Source organism: Streptomyces arenae (assembly GCF_022343545.1).
GTDB lineage: Bacteria > Actinomycetota > Actinomycetes > Streptomycetales > Streptomycetaceae > Streptomyces > Streptomyces humi.
This window is the reverse complement of sequence record NZ_JAKQYH010000059.1, coordinates 66,551-83,743: the sequence shown is the minus strand read 5'-3', so window position 1 is coordinate 83,743 and position 17,193 is coordinate 66,551. Positions and strand designations below refer to the sequence as shown.

Genomic DNA, 17,193 nt, shown 5'->3' with positions numbered 1-17,193 from the left:
CCCATGCCCTCAGCACGCACCGACCTGGACACCTTCGCCACCGCCCTGGCCGACCGCCTGCCCGGCGTCTGGACCAGCGAATACCACCGTCACCTCGCCTACTCCGACCAGTTCACCGTGTCCGAACAGCTCTGGGACGCCGGCCACGTCGGCTACGTCGCCACCGAATTCGTACTCGGGCACGAGGCCGTCCTGCACGGTCCGTATCAGCAGCACCTCTACCTCTCCGACCGGCCGCGCTCCTCGCACCAGTTCGTCGTCGCCCCGCTCGAGCCAGACGACGACGCCGTCCAGGCGCATCACTTCGACGGCGTCGACGAGCCGCACGGCATCGTCATCCCCGATGATCCCGCGCGCGCCGCAGCCCTCATCGTCCGCAGCGTCCTACCTCGCTACGAGCAGGCTCTCCAGGCGGTACGCCGCAACGCCGCCGAGCAGCCGGAGCCCCCACACCGGGAGGCTCCGCCGCAGGTCGCACAGGTGGTCACGCTGACCTGGTATGACAACGGGGTACTGGGGGCGCCGTACGCGAGCGTGCCGGAAGAGGCGCGGATGGCACTGTACGCCCACGGCTTCCAGTACCACCCGCACCAGGCAGCCTTCCTGCTGCCCACCGCATACGGCGAGGACGGCCGTGCCCTGCGGGTCCAGGCGGTGGCCCGCCATCCCGCACAGCGGGGAATCGGCGTGAACCTGCGCCACGCCGCACCGGCCACGCCCGCCGTGCTGCCGCCCGCGCTGCCCACGGCAGTCCGCAGCCATCACCGCTGACCGCGCCGTCGCCCGGACGGTCTGCGGCGGCGCCGGGGAGGTGCACCGTGCGCTACCTCGGCACTCCCTCGGGGCCTGACATACGGGCGGCCATGAGCGCGGGACGCATCGGCTGTATGACCACCCCGGCGCAAGGCAGCCGCATCCCCGAGGGCGCCCTGTACGCCTGCGACAATTCCAAGTTCGGCAGTGACGGCAAAGGCCGCTACTGGCCCGGCGCCGAGGCGTGGTTCGCCTGGCTGTCCCGGACCGTCGAGAGGTACGGGCCGGATCGCTGTCTGTGGGCTCTCGCCCCGGACCAGCCGTTCGACGCCGCCGGCACCCTCACCGAGTCGCTGCCGTGGCTGGCCCGCATTCGCGAGCTGGGCGTCCCCGCGGCCTTCGCGGCGCAGGACGGCTGTGATCAACCCGGGCTGCTGCCCTGGGACAGCTTCGACGTCCTGTTCCTGGCCGGATCGACCGAATGGAAACTCGGCCCCGTAGCCGAACGGCTGGCCCGCGAGGCGAAGGTCCGCGGCAAGGGCGTGCACATGGGCCGCGTCAACTCCCGGTCCCGTCTGAAGATCGCCGAGTGGTTCGGCTGCGACAGCGCCGACGGCACCTACCTCGCGTACGGGCCCGACAAGAACCTGCCCAAGCTCCTCAAGTGGCTCGACGAACTCGACGGCACCCCCTCCCTCCTCGGCGGCACGCACACTATCGGCGCTCCCGACGCAGCGCCGAGAACCCCACCCCCGCGCGAAGCCCCCAACCGCCGCGCACCACCGCGTGGGGCGTCTACCGCGAGAGCACAGATGTCTCCGCCCGCAGGGACACCTGCTCCTGCCGTGCCGCCGGCCGGACGTCCAGGCACCCGAACCCGCTGACCGCGCCGTCACCCGCCGCACACTTCCAGGAGCCCACCTGCCCTTCCTCTACGACCAGGTCAGTCAGCTGCACTCGCTGGCCGAGCGCATCCACAACGCGGCCGACGAACTGCCGCTCACCGACTCGGTGCACTCCGGCGTCGACAACCTCGATGACCTCGACGACCGCGTCCGCGAAGTCACCGGGCTGATCACCCACGTCACCACCGCAGCAGCCTTCGCCGCGCGCACCGTACGACGCGGACGCGCCCCCGAAGCCGACATCTCTCGCCGCACGGTCACCCAACTCACGCTCACAGTCGGCGCCCTGGGGCACGCCCTAGCCGACCTCGGCGACGCCGTCGCCCACGCCGGCGCCCTCCACCAGCTCGCCGCCGCGCCCCGCTCGACGCAGCGCACTACAAAGATCGAGTCCACCCGAGCCCTGCTGCACGCGCGGATCGACAGCACCCGCGATCGGCTGAACAAAGCCGGCGGCCGACTCCATCAGCAGGCCGACCGGCTCGCCGCTGCGCCGACACCAAACCGCAGCCCCAGCACGACCATCGCCATCCCTGCCACCCCGGCCAGCCCCGCTACCTCCCGCAGCCGCTGATCCCTACCCCAACCAACACCCTGGAGCACACCCATCCGCACCGCCCGCCGCGCCCTTCCCCTGCTCGTCTCTGCCGCGCTGCTCACCGTCGCCGCCACCGCCTGCAGCAGCGACGACGCCCCGTCCACGAAGAAGAACGCCACCACACTCGCCGCGCCAAAGCCGGTGCCCGCGCTCAGTGACGCGCAGGCCCGCGCCGTCATCACCAACTACTCGAAGATCAACAACGAGGCCAACGCACAGCGCGACCGGACCCTGCTCGACACCGTCGAGGACGGCCCGCTCTACGCGATGTCCGTCTCCGACTACACCGAGACCGAGGGCCTGCCCAAGGCCGACCGCACGCCGTACAAGCCCTGGTCGTACGACACCTCCACCGCCAAGCTGTACATCCCGCGCTTCGCCGCCGACCAGGACCGCTGGTTCGCCGCCGCGCTCTCGGGCGAAAAGGGCAAGCGGCCGAGCCGCATCGCCGTCTTCGCCGAGCAGCCGAAGGACAAGCGGTGGGAACTGGTCTCCGTCGTCGACCTCGACAGCACGACGCTGCCAGACGTCGCCCTCAACAAGGACGGCTACGCCACCGCGGTCGCCGCCACCGGCAACAAGCAGCTCGCGGCCGACGCCGACATACTGCGCACCGCGGTGATCGACAACTTCGCAACCGGCGGGACGAACACCGGCACCAAGGTCTTCGCCCCGACCAAGGCCAGCAAGCAGCAGATCAAGGTCCACGACGAAACCACCCGCAAGTTCGGGAACCTGGGCACCACCGTCTTCGCCGGCGGCACCAACCGGTTCAAGGACGCCTACGCGCTGAAGACCAACGACGGCGGCGCACTGGTGCTGTTCGCCCACACCCACACACAGACCGACGCCGTCGCGCACTCCGGGCTGCAGATCAACCCCGACAAGGACGACAACGCCTGGCTCCACGGCATCCCGCGCACGTCGGTGACGTACACGTTCGTCTGCGCCGACGCCGCCACCGTGCCCGCGAAGACCGCAACGTCCCGCCTGATCGGCTATACGTGCGCCCGCACCGACGCCTCCGGCCCGCCCGTCGGCTCCGCGCCGACGGACCGCGCGTAGCCGACCGGAGGCGTCCCTTGTCCCTGCCACACCCCGACTTCGAGCTGTACGACAACGTCGGCCGCGCCACCGAGCAGATCACGGCCCATCGGGTCGACCGGCCGACCGCCGAGGACCTGCATCGCTGGGCCGCCCACGACGCACGGGAGTTCAGCACCTCGCTCCCCAACGAAGAGGCTGGTCAGAGCATCATCGACTGGACCCGTCAGCTCTACCGGGTACGCACAGCAGCCGAGTTGAACACCGTTACGCAGGCCGTCCTCGGCGACGGACGCAGTGGCCTCGGCGAGCTGCACACGTTCCTGGAGACCGCGGCCGAATGGTGCGAGCACAACCAGGAACCAGGCATCGCCGCGCGCTACCGCCAGCACGCCGAGGAGCTGTCAGCACTCGGTGACCGACTCGGCTACTTGAGCGAGGACCACCTGGCCAGCATCTACCGGCGCACCAGCCGGTCGGCATCCGCGCAACCCCCACGGGCCGCACCAGCGGCACCTGTCGTACCGACTGCGCCCCCGCGCCGACCCGCCCGCCGCTAGCACGGGCTCCCCGCACCGTCCCCAACCGCCGCACCGCACCCGGAGAACCCGCTGCCCCCGCACTCGCGCCCGAAGATCACCGTGGTCATCACCACCCAGCTCCGCCCGGATCGCCTCGCATTCCTTGCGGCCATGCACGCCAGCCTGTGCCGCCAGAGCGTGCCGTGGGAGGCCGTCGTCGCCCTCGACGGAGCCGACCCCGCCCGGCTGCCCGGCACCCTCGCCGCCGACCCGCGCGTGCACATCCTCGCCCTGCCGCGCCCGGTCGGCGCGGCCTGCGCCCGGAACTTCGCGCTCACCGAAGTTCGCACTGAGTACGTCAACTGGGACGATGACGATGACGAGTTCACTGACTGGGCCATGGCGCTGCGGCTGCGCACCATGGAGGCGACTGGGGTGGGCTGGTGCGCCGGATATAGCCAGGACCTCCACCCCGACGGGACCACGACCCTGTGGCGGCCCCCGACGCCGCCGGGCCGGCACGAGGCCGGGGACGTGTGGCGGTACTGGAAGGACCCCGCCGACACCATCCCACTCGGCCCGACCACCCTCCTGGCCCGCACCGAACTGGTGCGCGCGGCCCCCATGGGCGGGCTCGTCCAGGGCGAGGACTACTGCACCCTCGCGGTCACCTGCCTCGCCCCGGGCATCGTGCTGCCCGTCCCGGTCTACAGGTACCGCAAGCACGCAGGGCAGATGACTGCGCAGGACTCCTACGACCAACTGGAGGCGAGGGCGCGGGCCTTTGCCCACCGCTTTGGTGTCAGCCTGCGCGCCGCGTCCTCGCCACTACGCGAAGCCGCTTCCGTCGCCGCGTAGTTGAGACGGCCCTCGTCCCGCCCCACTCCTACCCACCAAAGGCACCCATGCCCGACACCCCCGCTCAGGACCACGCCCCGCAGAAGGTCCTCATCTCTCCCCGCTACCTGGCCGCCAGCCTGCCCACCACCCACCACGAGTTCCTGGACATCTTCGCCGAGGAGACAGGGTGGAGTGCGCAGACGGACAACTCGGCCCTGACCGTGACCAGTCCCTGCCGGCGCGTCACCATCCGCCACGACCAGACGGCCGTGGGCCGAGGCCCCCACCTGGTGGTCTCGGCCCGTAGCGACGAGGACGCGTCCGAGCGATGGCGCACGAGCGTCAGCGGCGCCGTGCCGGTCGAGTTCGTCTCCACGCTCCTCGGCACCCTGGCCGCCGAACTGGAAGCCGATCCGGATCACGTCGTCTACGGAATCGGCGCCGAGCCCGGCCAGTTCGAGCTGCGGGTCGACATCGACGCCTGGAACCATTTCGAGGCTTCCGGACTCTCCGGGTTCATCTCCCGCGACGGGCAGGCAGCCGTGATCGGTCGGCCGCCGGACTCGACGGCGGCGCCCATCCACGGCGACGCATCCATCGCCTGGCACGTGGCCGCCTCCCCGGACGACCTCGGTCACCTGTGGGACATCTCGTTCACGCAGAAGGCGCCCGACTTCCTCATGCATGCCGTCGTCGCCAAGACCCTTGATCCCCGGCCCATCCTGCGCTCCACGTCGTTCCCGTTCCCCAAGGCCGTCGTGCCCCTGGTGACCATCACGCACGTCCCATCGCCTCGGCCTCCCGCGGCGCGGCCATCACCCTCCGGCCCAGTGCGCAGCCCCGAGCCCAAGCGCGCCCCGAAGACCCGCTGAGCCCCGTCCGCCTGGACGACGTCGCCCGCGGGCTCGACCCACCAGGACCTTGATGCCCACCCCCTCCACCAAGATCACCCTCAGCACCAGCCGGACGCTCGCCCTCGTCGCCATCACCTCCGGTGAAAACTACGAACAGGCCAACTAGGCTCTCGAAGCTGCCGGATTCAGCCGCCTGTCCAACGGCGCGTACACCGCCTCGCTCGCCGACGCGCAGGCCGCCCGGCACACCGCGAGCGCCCTGGTGCACCGCGCCCAGGAACGCGGCGCCACCCTCGGGGCCTCGCCGTCCTGTCGGCCATCGAGACCTGGCTCGCCGAGAGCGAAGCGTTCGAGCGCCAGGCCCGCGCAGCCGTACCGGGCGGACCGGCGGCTCTGTCCGCGCCCAGCCCACGACTGCTCACCACCCGCTCCGTTCCGCCGCCTGCGCCCCGCGCCGCCGACAGCGCACCGCTGACCGCTCCAGAAAGGAATCCTCTCTGTCCGACCACTTCCGGTTCGGCACCCACCCCGACCACGGATTCGTGGCGGCCGCAACCGCCAACATCCCCGCACACCTCGCCAACTGGTTCCTCGTACGCGAGCAGTTCGAGCCCGTGCCCGACACCCCGGGCCTGTACCGGCTCACCAACCCCGAACAGGACGGGATCCGCCGCACGCGCCAGGCCGTTCACGACCTTCGACGCCACGGCTACGAAGTCCACGCCGACTACAGCCTCGACCCCGGCCGCAGCGCCTCCCCGCCCCGGCCGACCGTGCGCAACGGGCTGATGCAGCGCCGCAACCGCATCGCGCAGGCAGCCGCCACCCGCTCCCCGCAGCAACGCGGCGCCCCGACCACCGCACTCCCCGAGTTTCTGCCCCAGCCCGGCGCCGTACCGGTGGGCGGGCGTGCCCAGGCAGCCGGGAAGGGACGGAGCCGATGAGCGACGAGCCTATCCGCATCACCCGCGGCCAGGGCGGCGAAGTCGACGTCGAGGGCCCGGTCGACGGCTTCGCCGCGAGCGCCCTCAAGCGCGCCGGATTCGACACCTACCCCACCTTGCGCGGCGTCTGGATCCGGCTGCCGTTCGACCTGGGCCGCACCTGGGAAAACGAACACGCCACCTGGGCCGCGGAGATGCTCGCCGCCGCCCGCTACAGCGTCGACCTCGACCCGGATCTGCGCGCCGTCCCGCCCGCCGCGTCGTCCGCGCCATCGGCGCCACGCCGCACGAAGACCGCCATGACCGCACAGTCCGCACCCGCCGGCACCCCGCGGCGGCAGCGGCGCTGACCGCCGATTCGACACGAAGGCCCTCCGCCCTGACTTCCTCCGCCGCCACCGATAGGAGATCCGCCTTGCCCGAAGCACCAACAGAGCCGTTCATGACGATCCGGCACACCATCACCGGCGAGATCACCACCACCGGCTACAACGCCGCCGCCCGGCGGATCCTGCTCCAGGCCGGCTTCGAAGAGACGCCAGGCTGCGCCTGCCGGGCGACGGAACCCGATACGGAGCGGACGCACGGGCCTGCTCGGCAGCCAGCGAGCTGCTCGTCACCGACCATCCCGTGCACCTGGACCGAACCCTCGGTCGGCCGGTGAGCGCCGACGGTACGCCCCGGTTGGCCCGGTCGTCGTTGTCGGCACAGTCCGTGATCCGCTCCGAGAGCGGCCGGCCTCTCCAGCGCATCGCCAACCCCGCCCGCACCTGCGCCCGCGCCGCACCCGCACCCGCACCCGCACCCGCACCCGCACCTGCACCTGCACCTGTTGAAGGATCCTCGTTTGACCACACCCGGAACGCCTACCCGTCCAGCGCGCACCAAGGGCGGCGAACTACGGGCCAAGGTCGCCCGACTGCTGGCCGACCGGCCGTCGGACACGCTCACCATCGGGGACATGGCCAGGCAGCTGGGCCACTCCCACGGCGCCGTCCGCAACGCCGCCCTCACCCTGGTGCGACGCGGTGAGGCCGACCAAGGCGGAATGGGACAACCGGAGTTCCGCGCGAACGCGAAAACCGCCGCAGCCGCGCAGACGGCTGTGATCAGCCCACCGGGCACCCACTCTCCCCGCGCCCAGGCGGCCACGGCCCGCACGACCATTCCCGCAGCCGCCACCTCCAGGCAGACCGGCCCGATCCGCCGCGCGGGGGGCCAGCTCTACCACCCCCGGGAGCTGGCCGATCTGCCCGACGTCGAGGCGTTGAATCGCTTGCGTGACGCCGACGTGCCGGTGCTGCTCTACGGCCCTCCGGGCACCGGCAAGACGAGTCTGGTCGAGGCGGCGTTCCCGGACCTGCTCACCGTCGCCGGTGACGGCGACACCACGGTCGGCGACTTGATCGGCGAGTACACACAGGACGACGCGGGAGCCTACGTCTTCCAGTACGGTCCGCTGGTCACCGCGATGACCGAGGGCCGCGCCCTGCTGATCGACGATGCCACCTTGATCTCACCGAAGGTCCTGGCGGCCCTGTATCCCGCGATGGACGGGCGCAGGCAGATCCAGGTCAAGGCCCACAAGGGCGAGACCATCAAGGCCGAGCCGGGCTTCTACGTGGTGGCGGGCCACAATCCCGGCGTCCACGGGGCGGTTTTGACGGAGGCGCTCGCGAGCCGGTTCAGCGTGCAGATCCAGATCGGCACGGACTATGACCTCGCCCTGGCGCTGCGGATCGATGCCCGGGTGGTCCGGGTCGCCCGACACCTCGCCCACCAGGTCGAACTCGGCGAGCTGGGCTGGGCCCCCCAACTGCGGGAACTGCTCAGCTACCAGAAGACCGAGGCCGTCCTCGGCACCAAAGCCGCGCTCGCGAACCTGGTCGGCATCGCTCCTGCGGAGGATCGCGACATCGTCGCCAACGCCGTCATCAAGGCTGCCGGCGTCAAGAAGATCGCCCCCCTCACCCTCGGCAAGCAGCTCCCCGCCTCAGCCGCCCGGCAGCCCCCGGGCAGCACCGCCTCCGCACACCGGGGCCGCCCGCGATGAGCGCCCACCACCACGTCCAGCCCCCCACCACCACGCCGGACGACGACGCCGACCTCGCGCGCTGGGACGACGACGGCGCCCCGCCCGCACAACCCCGCTCCTCCCCGGCCGCCTGGCTGCGCGTGGGAGCCGAACTCGGCGACCGGCTGGTCGACCTCTCCGGCCGCCAGGACCTCCTCGTCACCTGCCGCCCCGGCACGCGCAGCGGCGCACCGGCCGCGTTCTTCCCCACTCTGGGCGAGGTCGAGTTCGACGCCAGCCTGTTCGCCCCGCTGAAGCCCCACGAGATCCATCCGCGGATCGTGGGCGACGAGGAGCGGTATCCCGCCGCCTGGGGAGTGTTCGTCCACGAGGCCGCGCACGCGGCCCACTCCGACTGGACGGCGCCTGCCGGAGCGAACCCCCGTGTCGTCGAGGCCGCGCTCCTGCTGGAGGAGAGCCGTGTCGAAGGCGCACACCTGATCACGCGGCCCACAGACCGCACGTACCTGCGCACCAGTGCCCGAACCCTGGTCATGCCCGACATCGCCCACCCCACCCTCCAGGGCATCGAGCACGCCGCCGCCGTGGCGGCCTTGATCCTCGGCCGCCGTGACGTCGGCATCCTGGACGCCGGCGAGACCCGGGCCGTCGCCGATCTGTGCGAAAAGGTGCTGGGCGCAGACCTGCTGGCCACACTCACCCGTATCTGGACCGCAGCCCACCAATGCGCCGACCACGACGCCACGACCATGCTCGCGCACGGTCAAGAATGGTGCGACGCTCTGGACACCGCGGCCCCCGCCCGACCCGTGCCGGAGAACCTCACCGATCTGCTGTCCGGCGCCGTGGGGGCCGTCATGGACATCACGGCAGCCACCGACGCCGCCGACCTCGCGGCACAGGCCGCAGCGACCAACGCCATGGCCGCGCAGTCCAAGGCGCAGGCTCAGGACCGCGCCCAGCGGGCCGGCCAGCGGCGCAAAGCCGCCGCCACCGCCAAGTCGGTCTTCAACGCCCGTGGCACCACCGTCAACCCCGACGGCACTCCGGCGCCCTACGGCAACCCGGTCACCGGCACCCGCAGGCCCACCGCAGCCGAGCAGAGTGCCGCCGCGCGCCTGAGCCGCGCCCTGCGTGCCGCCGCCTACCGCGAGCGGACCGAGGAGCGGACCACCAGCCCCACCCCGCCCGGCCGCCTCAACATGCGCGCCGCCCTCGCCCGCGACGCCCAGCGCGCGGCCGGGTCCATCCCCACCGCACAACCGTTCACCCACACCCGCCGCCGGAACACCCCCACCCCACCGCTGCGTGTGGGTATCGCCGTCGACGTCTCCGGCTCCATGCGTGCCGCCTGCGCACCCGTCGCCTCCGCCGCCTGGATCGTGGCACGCGCAGCAGCCCTGACCGACCCCGACTCCCTAACCGCCACCATCGCCTACGACCAGCACCTGACCGCACTGACCCGACCCACCCACCGAGCACCAGAGCGCGTGACGACGTTCGCTGCCAACGGCGGCCACCACAACCTCGGCAACGCCATCGACGCACTCGACCACGGCCTCGAACTCAGCCGCCCCGGCGCCGGCCGCCTCCTCGTGATCGTCACCGACGCCCGGTACGGCAGCGACGAAACCGCTCAAGCCGTCACCCGCGTCAAGCAGCTCACGACCGCCGGCTGCGCCGTACTCCAACTCACCCTCACCCCAAAGTCCCACCACTTGCCGGGGACCACCTTGCTGCACCTGCCCCAGCCCTCCAGCGCTCCCGTCGCCATCGCCACGGCGGCCACAGACGCCATCCGCAGGACACGCTGAGACGACGCAGAAGACAGAAAGCAGGAACAACCACGTGGCAGTCCGTACGACCTGGAAGATCGTCCACAGCTGTGGACACGAAGTGACGCATGACCTGTCCGACCGTCCCGCTGACCGGCGCGCCGGATTCGCCCGCTGGCTCGAAGGCCGCGACTGCTCGGAGTGCTGGAAGGCCGCCCGCGACTCCGACACGGAGTCCAAGGAGGCGTGGCTCGCCGCCAAGCGCGTTGAGGAGCAGCAGGCTGCCCGCGAGTGGGCCGAGCAGTTCGACATGCCGGCGCTCGAAGGACCCGAGAAGGCTCTCGCCTGGGGCGAGCGCTCCCGCCACCAGCTCGTCACCGCCGCCTACAGCGCGCTGGTGAGCGAGGGCGCCTGGGACGAGGCGGACTGGGCCGTCCTGGAAGACAGGATCCGCACCGTCGCCCGCGCTGGATGGTGGATCGATCAGAGGGACGCTGAGGGCTCTGACCTGCCCGAACTCCTGGACGCCGCGGCGTCCGGCGACATCGGGACGGAGAACCCGTTCCGGTAGGACGCGGGGTTGTATACCCGGCGATCCCCGGTTACCGAAACCGGGGATCGTCCGGATCCTTGTTCCTCCCACCGCCTCCCCGCGCACCTCGTGGAAGGAACCCCGCTGTGCCCGCATCCCGCCATCCGCATGCCCCCGGTGACATCGTCACCCCCGACCGGGACATCACCCACGCCCACTTCCGGCCCGGTGACCAGGTCGTCATCCTCAAGGGCACCTCCGGCAGCGAACTGTGGGGCGACGCCTACAAGGTCGTCACCCCCTCGTGGCACACCCCGACCGACGAGGACGGCTGGCGCCTGTACGACCCGGACGGCGGGGCGCGCACATACATCACCGCGCACCCGCGCTACCTCGTCCACCTCTCCAGCCGCTGCCCGGACTGCCTCATCTACCAGCAGGCGCTGCGCACTTACCTCATCCCGCGCCTGGCCGGCGCCGACGGGGACGCCGACTGCGGCTGGTACTCCGTCACCCACCTCAACCAGGTGGTGCACGTCGCCGACGCACGGGGCGGCCAGTGACCCACGCACACGACTCGGAGCGCGCCGCAGCCCTGACGGGTGCGGCTTCAGCGGCCATCGAGGCGATCACCGGGAGCAAGTGGCCGACGCTGCTCGCCGAGGCTCTGCGCGAGATCGAGGCGACGTGGCAGGAGTCGGCCGAAGTATGCGCCGACGTCGCCTGGCAGGCTCGCGCCGCCGGCAACAGCGCGCTGGTCGTGCTCACCCCCGAGCACGTCACCGACGCCGGCCCGCACCCGGTGATCTGGCGGACGTACCGGCACCTCTACCTCAGCACCCTGCGCTACGACTTCCGCTGCCGCGTCATCGAGTCACTCATGAACAAGGTGCCGGTGAGCGTGCTGAACGAGGACGCGTACAGCGAAGCCCTGTACGGCTTTGCACGGTTGGGGCAGTCCCGCTCGGACGGCCTCGCCGTCATGCACCGGGTCCTCGTGGCCGCCCCCGGCCACCCCAAGACCCTGCACGTCCTGCTGCACGGTGTGTGGCTGGGCACCTTCCTTCCCGGCCGGGCGCCCATGCTGCTGGCCCTGGTGGGGCTGCTCCCCGAGGGCGGCCTGAACGATCCGATCGCTCTGTTCCGCATGGCCTCGGCCCGGCGCAGTCTGGGCCAGTATCCCGAGGCCCTCACCGCCATCGACCACGCCCTGGAGCTGCTGCCACCCGGCGAACTGGCAGTCCACGCCAACCTGGTACGTGAACGCGCCCTGATCACCATGGCACACGACCTGGCCCTCCTCATCCCCAAACGCCCGGATCCCACCCCGTGATCATCCGTATTGGACCGCGCGATCTCAGCGCCGTCGAACCGCTTACCAAAGCCCTCGGTCGCCCGGTCAGCGACCAAGAGGGCCTGACCGACCACACGGTGGTCGCCCACTGGCAGAACCTGGACCTGTACACCCCTCTCGACGAGGCGCAGACCTGGACGACCGCTGAGTTCGCCGAGCACTTGGACGACCCCAACTGGCGCCACCCCGTCCCGGTCAGTCCGCGCGGCGACCGCCGCGCCATCTGGCACGCGGACGTGCGGCTGCACCCGGACGATCGTGAACTGTCCCGCCCCGAGTGGACTGAGATCGCCCACCGGATCGCACGCACCGCCGGCATCCAACGCCCCGGTGACGACCACGGCTGCCGCTGGATCGCCGTGCAGGCGCAGCCCGGCCGCCTCGATCTGATCGCCAACCTCATCCGGGCCGACGACACCTGGACGCCACAACCGCACCGGCTGCCCGCACATCTGGCCGCCGAGAGCCGGCGCATCGAGGCCGAGCTGGATCTCGTCTCGCCCCGGATCGGCCCCGATCCGCAGCAAGCCGTCCAGCAGGCCCGGCTCGCGGGGCGCACCCGGCAGGCCGGCTCCGCCGAGACTGTGTCTCAACTCGCCGCCCTGCTGCGGCAGCTCGCCGACGAGCGCACCGGGCCGCTGGCCACCGTCCGCGGCCTCCTCGAACACGCGGCCCACCGCCTTGAGGTCCTGCCGGATGCCTATGGCCCGGACAGTGCACACCAGCTGGAGATGGTCGCTCGCCGCCTGTACGGCATCCAACAGAGTCTCGAGTCCATGGCCGCCGCCCTGCCGGCCCCCTCACAGCCGGGCCCTGGATGGCCAACCCGGCCGCCCACGCCGACCATCTCGACCGGCCCGACCGGCACCCGGCTTGCCCGCTGAACCCTCTGCAAGATCACCTTCTTGCCTTTTGCCGATCGCTTCCTGACCGTGAGGCGTGATGTGCACTCCGGGGAAGTCCTCGCCCGCGGCGGGGACCCCGAAGCCCACAGCATCCTTGAGCGCAGCGGCTTCATCCCCGTCGTCCGCCTCCACGAGACCTATCACCGCCTGCCCGTCGGCCTCGACGAAGCCGAGGAGAAACGTCTCGCCACCCGCGCCGTCGCCCGTCTGCGTGCCGTGAAATACGGCGTCGACACCGGCGACGCCTTCGACACCGACAGGCGCGAGCCGCACTACCTTCCGCTCGGCTCCTCCGTCGCGCACCTGGCCGAGCGGATCCGCGACGCCACCAGCAGCGACGAGGTCGCCGACGTCCTGACCGAACTCACGGCCTCCCACGACGGCGTGCTCATCGCCCTCGGCGAGGTGCTCGCGGCCACCGCCGCCTTCTATCAGGACCTCGGCCAACCGCCGGATCCGCACACCGCGAAGCGGCTGCAGTACCTCGCCGAGCACCGGCTCGCCGTCCTGTGGTCCGACCTCGCGCACATGCGCAACGACCTCGCCGACCGACACCAGGACCATCCCCAGCGCCGCGCGTGCACCGCCGAGGTCGGACCGGACGAGCGCGAAGCCTCCGCCGTCTGCGCCTGCCCGCCGCCTCCGCCGCGCCTGACCACCACTCCCGTCGACGCTCCTGCCGCACCGGCACACCCGCGGCACTGATCGCACCCTTCCCTCCCGAGGAGCCCATGCACGACCCCACCCCCGACACCAGCCTCGGCTCGTTCGCTGCCGTCCTCGCCGGCGAACTGCCGGGCACCTGGACCAGCGCGTACCACCGGGACCGTGGCGGCCTCAACACCCACCACGTCCTCACCGACGCCGTCTGGGACATGAACGAGGTCGCCGAAGCACTGGCCAAGCACCCCGTGGACCACTGCGTCGTGCTGCAACGGCACGACGGAACACGCCTGTTCGTCACGGAACAGCCCGGAAACGCCGAGGGATACCTCATCGCCGCACTGGCCCCCGACGACGTACCTGCTGAGGCATTCCGTGGCGTACGCGAGCCCGACGGAATCGCGGTCGACGCCGACCCGTTCAACGCGGCCGAGAACATCACCTTCGACCTCCTTCCCCGCTACTACGTCGCGGCCCACCAGGTGTTCAAGAACGCCGAGCACCTCACGCAGGAATCGTCCGCTGAAGAACGCCTGGTCATGACCTGGTCGGACGGTGCACTTGTGGTCGACAAGCCCGACCGCGCCGACATCACCCGGGTACTGACTGACCACGGCTTCGTCCTCGACACAGCGCGAGCCGTCCTTGTCCTGCCGGGCGACGACACCGCCCGCCAGGCTGCCTCCGTACGAGCCACCGGAGAACGGCTGTCCGCGCTGGGCATCGACACCGTGCTGCGCCATCCCCAGACGCGGCCCGCCCTGGACACCACCCCCGTCGCGCCGCCCGCCACCTCGTCCGCGCCGTCCGCTCGACGGCGATAGCCCCAACCCGCACAGGAGAAGCCGCACGTGGGATCCCGTGCCGACGTTGAAGGCACCGATGTCACGATCTACCTCAAGCCCCTCACCGACACCGTGCACGCCGACACCCCGACCGGCGCGCCCGAGCAGCTGCTCGCCCTCCTCGACCAGCTCGGCTTCGAGCGCCGGACCCTGCCCACCCCCCGGCCCGTCTACGTCTGGCACGAAGCACCCGCCCACCTCGACGAGGACTCGAAGAAGCAGCTCGCCACCCATGCGGTGCCCTGGCTGCACAAGGCCGGATATGTGGTCCGCATCGACGATGACGTCTGGGACGCCGCCGCCTACGCCGACGCCGCAACGGCCATGCGCAACCACAGCGCCCCGGCCCCGCCACACGCCGTGCCCGCCACGGGTCGTCCACCAGGGACACGCCGCCGGTGAGCCTCGCCGATGACTACGACGTCGACGTCACCCTCTACCACCGCGACGGAACGATCTACGCCGACACCCGCGCCGAAGCCGGTGAGCCCCTCCTGGCGCTGCTCGACGCCCTCGGCCTCGACCGGTACCGGGCCGAGGGTGACGTCTGGCATCAGATCCCGGACGAGATGGACGAGATCGCCATGAAGGCCCTGGCCGACCAGGCCGCGCCGCTGCTGGCCCGTGCCGGATACCGGGTCGACATCGACGCGGGCCTCTTCGGCGGCACTGCCTATCGCGCAGCACTCGCCGAACAGGCAGCACACCGACCAGCACCGCCACCCACACCACCCGCCGCGCAAGCACGCCGTGCGCGCTGACCGACCGCCCCTCGCCGGCCCCGGTCTACCGGGGCCACCCCCACCCTCGCCAGGAGTCCGCCGTCACTCACAAGCCCGACCGCACACCCCCGCCCATCACCGCCGACCGCAAGCCCCGCCTGGTCACCGCCCTGTTCCGCCGCTACCTGCGCGCCGTGAGCGTCGGCAGCTGGGAACGCACCATCCCGTTGGCGGGCGGACGCCCCGAGGCGGCCCTCGACGAGGCCCGCCGCCGCGACGCCGACCTCCTCGTGGAGAGCTACCGCATCCGTCACCACAACTAGCAGCCCCGAACAGCCTGTTCAGGAGGCCCATGCCCGACTTGAATCTCCCCTCCATACAGCTGGCCAACGCCATCACCGCCCAGATCGGCCAGCTCCGCCGTCACCTCGCCCTGGCGCCGCCGGGCGAGGCAGCCCAGATCCTCGCCAACGTCCTGGACTACGACACCGGTCTCCTCGGTGAGGTCACCGAACTCGTCTCCATCGGCTCGCGTTTCGCGAAGGTCAACTCCGAGCGCGGCATCCTGCCGCCCGAGGTCTGGCTAGCGCTGGGCCGCGCCGCCAACGAACTCGACAGCGTGGGCGTCGACCTCACCGAGCACACCGGCGCCATCAAGAAGGTCGCCGCGCCCGCCCTCAGCTCCAGCGGGCCCACCGCCGCGCCGGTCGCATCGGCGATGGTCGTCAGGCGGCACCGGTGAAGAAGAACAAGCAGTGGTCCGGCTGGGGCCCCAACGGTCAGCAGGCCCAGCAGCACTACCTCGTCGAACCCCGCCACCTCGCAGGCGGCGGGGACCTGCGCCACGTTACCGAGTACCTGCGGGCCTCGGGCTGGAAGGACAAGTCCAAGACCGGCGGCCCCGTCGTGTTCGACAGCCCCGACAAGTCCGTACGCATCGGCTACGACCCGTACACCCAGCCCGGCGGCTGGACGATCAGCGGGAAGCAGACCAAGACGCAGGAGGCGTGGCACGCCACGCTCGGCCGGCAGGTCCCCGTCGAGATCGTGGCCGGAGTCACCGACGCGCTGACCCGACCGTGCTCCGCGCACGCCCCCAACGTGTGGGCGCCGCTTGAGGCACAGGGCTGGGAAACCGAGCGCGGACAGCACTTCACCGCCCGCAGCCCGGACGGCGACGCCGTCGTCCGCTTCCACCAGTCCGCCCCCGGACAGGCGCACTGGTGGGCCGGTGCCCGCAATGAACACGGGCGGGTATGGGAGGCGATGTTCACACCGACCACGCCGATGCACCTGGTGCAGGCGTTCAGCACCGCGCTCGCCGATTCGCAGGCGGTGATGCGCCCCCTTGGGCACGTCCCGCCCTCCCAGAGAATCCGCACCACCTCGGTGTCCGTGCTGCCCTCGCAGCTAAGCGCGTGGCAGCAGGCCCGGATCACCGCGGCGCGCGCAGCAACGTGGGCCAGCAACACCTTCGCCACCAACAAGGCGCGCCCTCAAGGCCCCGGGGCTCGGCCGTACGCCAAGGCCGGGCGGATACGGTGAGCCACGAACGCTTCTACTCCCGCGTCAACGGCCCCACCCTGCACCGCGTCAACGCCGTCCAACGGCTGGACGAGGTGTCGCCGCGGCACCTGGCTGGCGGAGGCGATCCCCGGCACGTAACCGAGTCTGCTCGTGTCGGGCTGGAGCAACCATTCGGTGCCGGGCTATCCGCATGTCCTGCTGGAGAGCCCGATCACGTGCGGCGCCTCACGCTGGAGCCCGAAGAGGACGAGTTCATGTCCTCCTGGCGCATCCACCCGGCCCAGGGCCACACCTGGTCGGCCCAGTTCGGCATTCACACCCCGGTGGAGATCATCGCAGGCTTCACCGACGCTGATCCGTGATCCGTACCGCCTGC

Annotated in this window: 24 protein-coding genes; all 24 read left to right on the top strand. The window is 71.3% G+C overall.

What is annotated here, in order from left to right:
• The first annotated feature begins 3 nt into the window (after nt 1–3).
• The 24 genes from MB828_RS26430 (at nt 4) to MB828_RS26315 (ending at nt 17,179) form a co-directional block, all read left to right on the top strand.
• Nucleotides 4–771 (top strand): hypothetical protein, encoded by a 768-nt coding sequence (locus MB828_RS26430; protein WP_301650387.1) that lies wholly within the window; start codon nt 4–6, stop codon nt 769–771.
• Between the two features lie 92 nt (nt 772–863).
• Entirely contained in the window at nt 864–1,637 is a 774-nt protein-coding gene (locus MB828_RS26425) for a hypothetical protein (protein WP_301650386.1), read from the top strand.
• Entirely contained in the window at nt 1,540–2,232 is a 693-nt protein-coding gene (locus MB828_RS26420) for a hypothetical protein (protein ID WP_301650385.1), read from the top strand. The genes MB828_RS26425 and MB828_RS26420 overlap by 98 nt, the downstream gene beginning before the upstream one ends.
• 165 nt (nt 2,233–2,397) lie before the next feature.
• Nucleotides 2,398–3,321 (top strand): hypothetical protein, encoded by a 924-nt coding sequence (locus MB828_RS26415; protein ID WP_301650384.1) that lies wholly within the window; start codon nt 2,398–2,400, stop codon nt 3,319–3,321.
• Nucleotides 3,322–3,338: 17 nt separating this feature from the next.
• Nucleotides 3,339–3,860 carry a hypothetical protein gene (locus MB828_RS26410; RefSeq protein ID WP_301650383.1) on the top strand — a complete coding sequence of 174 codons (522 nt, stop codon included), beginning with the start codon at nt 3,339–3,341 and terminating at the stop codon, nt 3,858–3,860.
• Nucleotides 3,861–3,941: 81 nt separating this feature from the next.
• Nucleotides 3,942–4,679, top strand: coding sequence for a glycosyltransferase family 2 protein (locus tag MB828_RS26405; protein ID WP_301650382.1), 738 nt, complete (start codon nt 3,942–3,944; stop codon nt 4,677–4,679).
• Between the two features lie 47 nt (nt 4,680–4,726).
• On the top strand, nt 4,727–5,533 hold the full coding sequence (locus tag MB828_RS26400; RefSeq protein WP_301650381.1) for a DUF317 domain-containing protein: 807 nt from the start codon (nt 4,727–4,729) through the stop codon (nt 5,531–5,533).
• A gap of 524 nt (nt 5,534–6,057) precedes the next feature.
• The gene (locus MB828_RS26395) at nt 6,058–6,459 is read left to right on the top strand and encodes a hypothetical protein (protein ID WP_301650380.1); all 402 of its coding nucleotides are present in this window, start codon (nt 6,058–6,060) and stop codon (nt 6,457–6,459) included.
• Nucleotides 6,456–6,809, top strand: coding sequence for a hypothetical protein (locus MB828_RS26390; RefSeq protein ID WP_301650379.1), 354 nt, complete (start codon nt 6,456–6,458; stop codon nt 6,807–6,809). The genes MB828_RS26395 and MB828_RS26390 overlap by 4 nt, the downstream gene beginning before the upstream one ends.
• 92 nt (nt 6,810–6,901) lie before the next feature.
• Nucleotides 6,902–7,123: a hypothetical protein gene (locus MB828_RS26385; protein WP_107447392.1), complete on the top strand. Its 222-nt coding sequence runs from the start codon at nt 6,902–6,904 to the stop codon at nt 7,121–7,123.
• 183 nt (nt 7,124–7,306) lie between these two features.
• Entirely contained in the window at nt 7,307–8,512 is a 1,206-nt protein-coding gene (locus MB828_RS26380; RefSeq protein WP_301650378.1) for an AAA family ATPase, read from the top strand.
• A complete protein-coding gene (locus MB828_RS26375; RefSeq protein ID WP_301650377.1) occupies nt 8,509–10,308 on the top strand; it encodes a hypothetical protein in 1,800 nt (599 codons plus the stop codon). The genes MB828_RS26380 and MB828_RS26375 overlap by 4 nt, the downstream gene beginning before the upstream one ends.
• An 82-nt stretch (nt 10,309–10,390) precedes the next feature.
• Nucleotides 10,391–10,840, top strand: coding sequence for a hypothetical protein (locus MB828_RS26370; RefSeq protein ID WP_343236208.1), 450 nt, complete (start codon nt 10,391–10,393; stop codon nt 10,838–10,840).
• 107 nt (nt 10,841–10,947) lie between these two features.
• A complete protein-coding gene (locus MB828_RS26365) occupies nt 10,948–11,364 on the top strand; it encodes a hypothetical protein (protein WP_301650375.1) in 417 nt (138 codons plus the stop codon).
• Complete coding sequence (locus MB828_RS26360) at nt 11,361–12,134, top strand: tetratricopeptide repeat protein (RefSeq protein WP_301650374.1); 774 nt, start codon at nt 11,361–11,363, stop codon at nt 12,132–12,134. The genes MB828_RS26365 and MB828_RS26360 overlap by 4 nt, the downstream gene beginning before the upstream one ends.
• Entirely contained in the window at nt 12,131–13,039 is a 909-nt protein-coding gene (locus MB828_RS26355) for a hypothetical protein (protein WP_301650373.1), read from the top strand. The genes MB828_RS26360 and MB828_RS26355 overlap by 4 nt, the downstream gene beginning before the upstream one ends.
• A gap of 21 nt (nt 13,040–13,060) precedes the next feature.
• The gene (locus MB828_RS26350) at nt 13,061–13,765 is read left to right on the top strand and encodes a hypothetical protein (protein WP_301650372.1); all 705 of its coding nucleotides are present in this window, start codon (nt 13,061–13,063) and stop codon (nt 13,763–13,765) included.
• A 26-nt stretch (nt 13,766–13,791) separates the two neighbouring features.
• Nucleotides 13,792–14,547, top strand: a complete 756-nt coding sequence (locus tag MB828_RS26345) for a hypothetical protein (RefSeq protein WP_301650371.1) — start codon at nt 13,792–13,794, stop codon at nt 14,545–14,547.
• A 27-nt stretch (nt 14,548–14,574) separates the two neighbouring features.
• Complete coding sequence (locus tag MB828_RS26340; RefSeq protein WP_301650370.1) at nt 14,575–14,970, top strand: hypothetical protein; 396 nt, start codon at nt 14,575–14,577, stop codon at nt 14,968–14,970.
• On the top strand, nt 14,967–15,329 hold the full coding sequence (locus MB828_RS26335; RefSeq protein ID WP_301650369.1) for a hypothetical protein: 363 nt from the start codon (nt 14,967–14,969) through the stop codon (nt 15,327–15,329). Before MB828_RS26340 ends, MB828_RS26335 begins: the two co-directional genes overlap by 4 nt.
• Nucleotides 15,330–15,484: 155 nt before the next feature.
• A complete protein-coding gene (locus MB828_RS26330; RefSeq protein WP_301650368.1) occupies nt 15,485–15,613 on the top strand; it encodes a hypothetical protein in 129 nt (42 codons plus the stop codon).
• Nucleotides 15,614–15,642: 29 nt separating this feature from the next.
• Nucleotides 15,643–16,032: a hypothetical protein gene (locus MB828_RS26325; RefSeq protein ID WP_301650367.1), complete on the top strand. Its 390-nt coding sequence runs from the start codon at nt 15,643–15,645 to the stop codon at nt 16,030–16,032.
• Nucleotides 16,029–16,835 carry a DUF317 domain-containing protein gene (locus MB828_RS26320; protein WP_301650366.1) on the top strand — a complete coding sequence of 269 codons (807 nt, stop codon included), beginning with the start codon at nt 16,029–16,031 and terminating at the stop codon, nt 16,833–16,835. The genes MB828_RS26325 and MB828_RS26320 overlap by 4 nt, the downstream gene beginning before the upstream one ends.
• The gene (locus tag MB828_RS26315) at nt 16,832–17,179 is read left to right on the top strand and encodes a DUF317 domain-containing protein (protein ID WP_301650365.1); all 348 of its coding nucleotides are present in this window, start codon (nt 16,832–16,834) and stop codon (nt 17,177–17,179) included. Before MB828_RS26320 ends, MB828_RS26315 begins: the two co-directional genes overlap by 4 nt.
• The last annotated feature ends 14 nt before the right edge of the window (nt 17,180–17,193 follow it).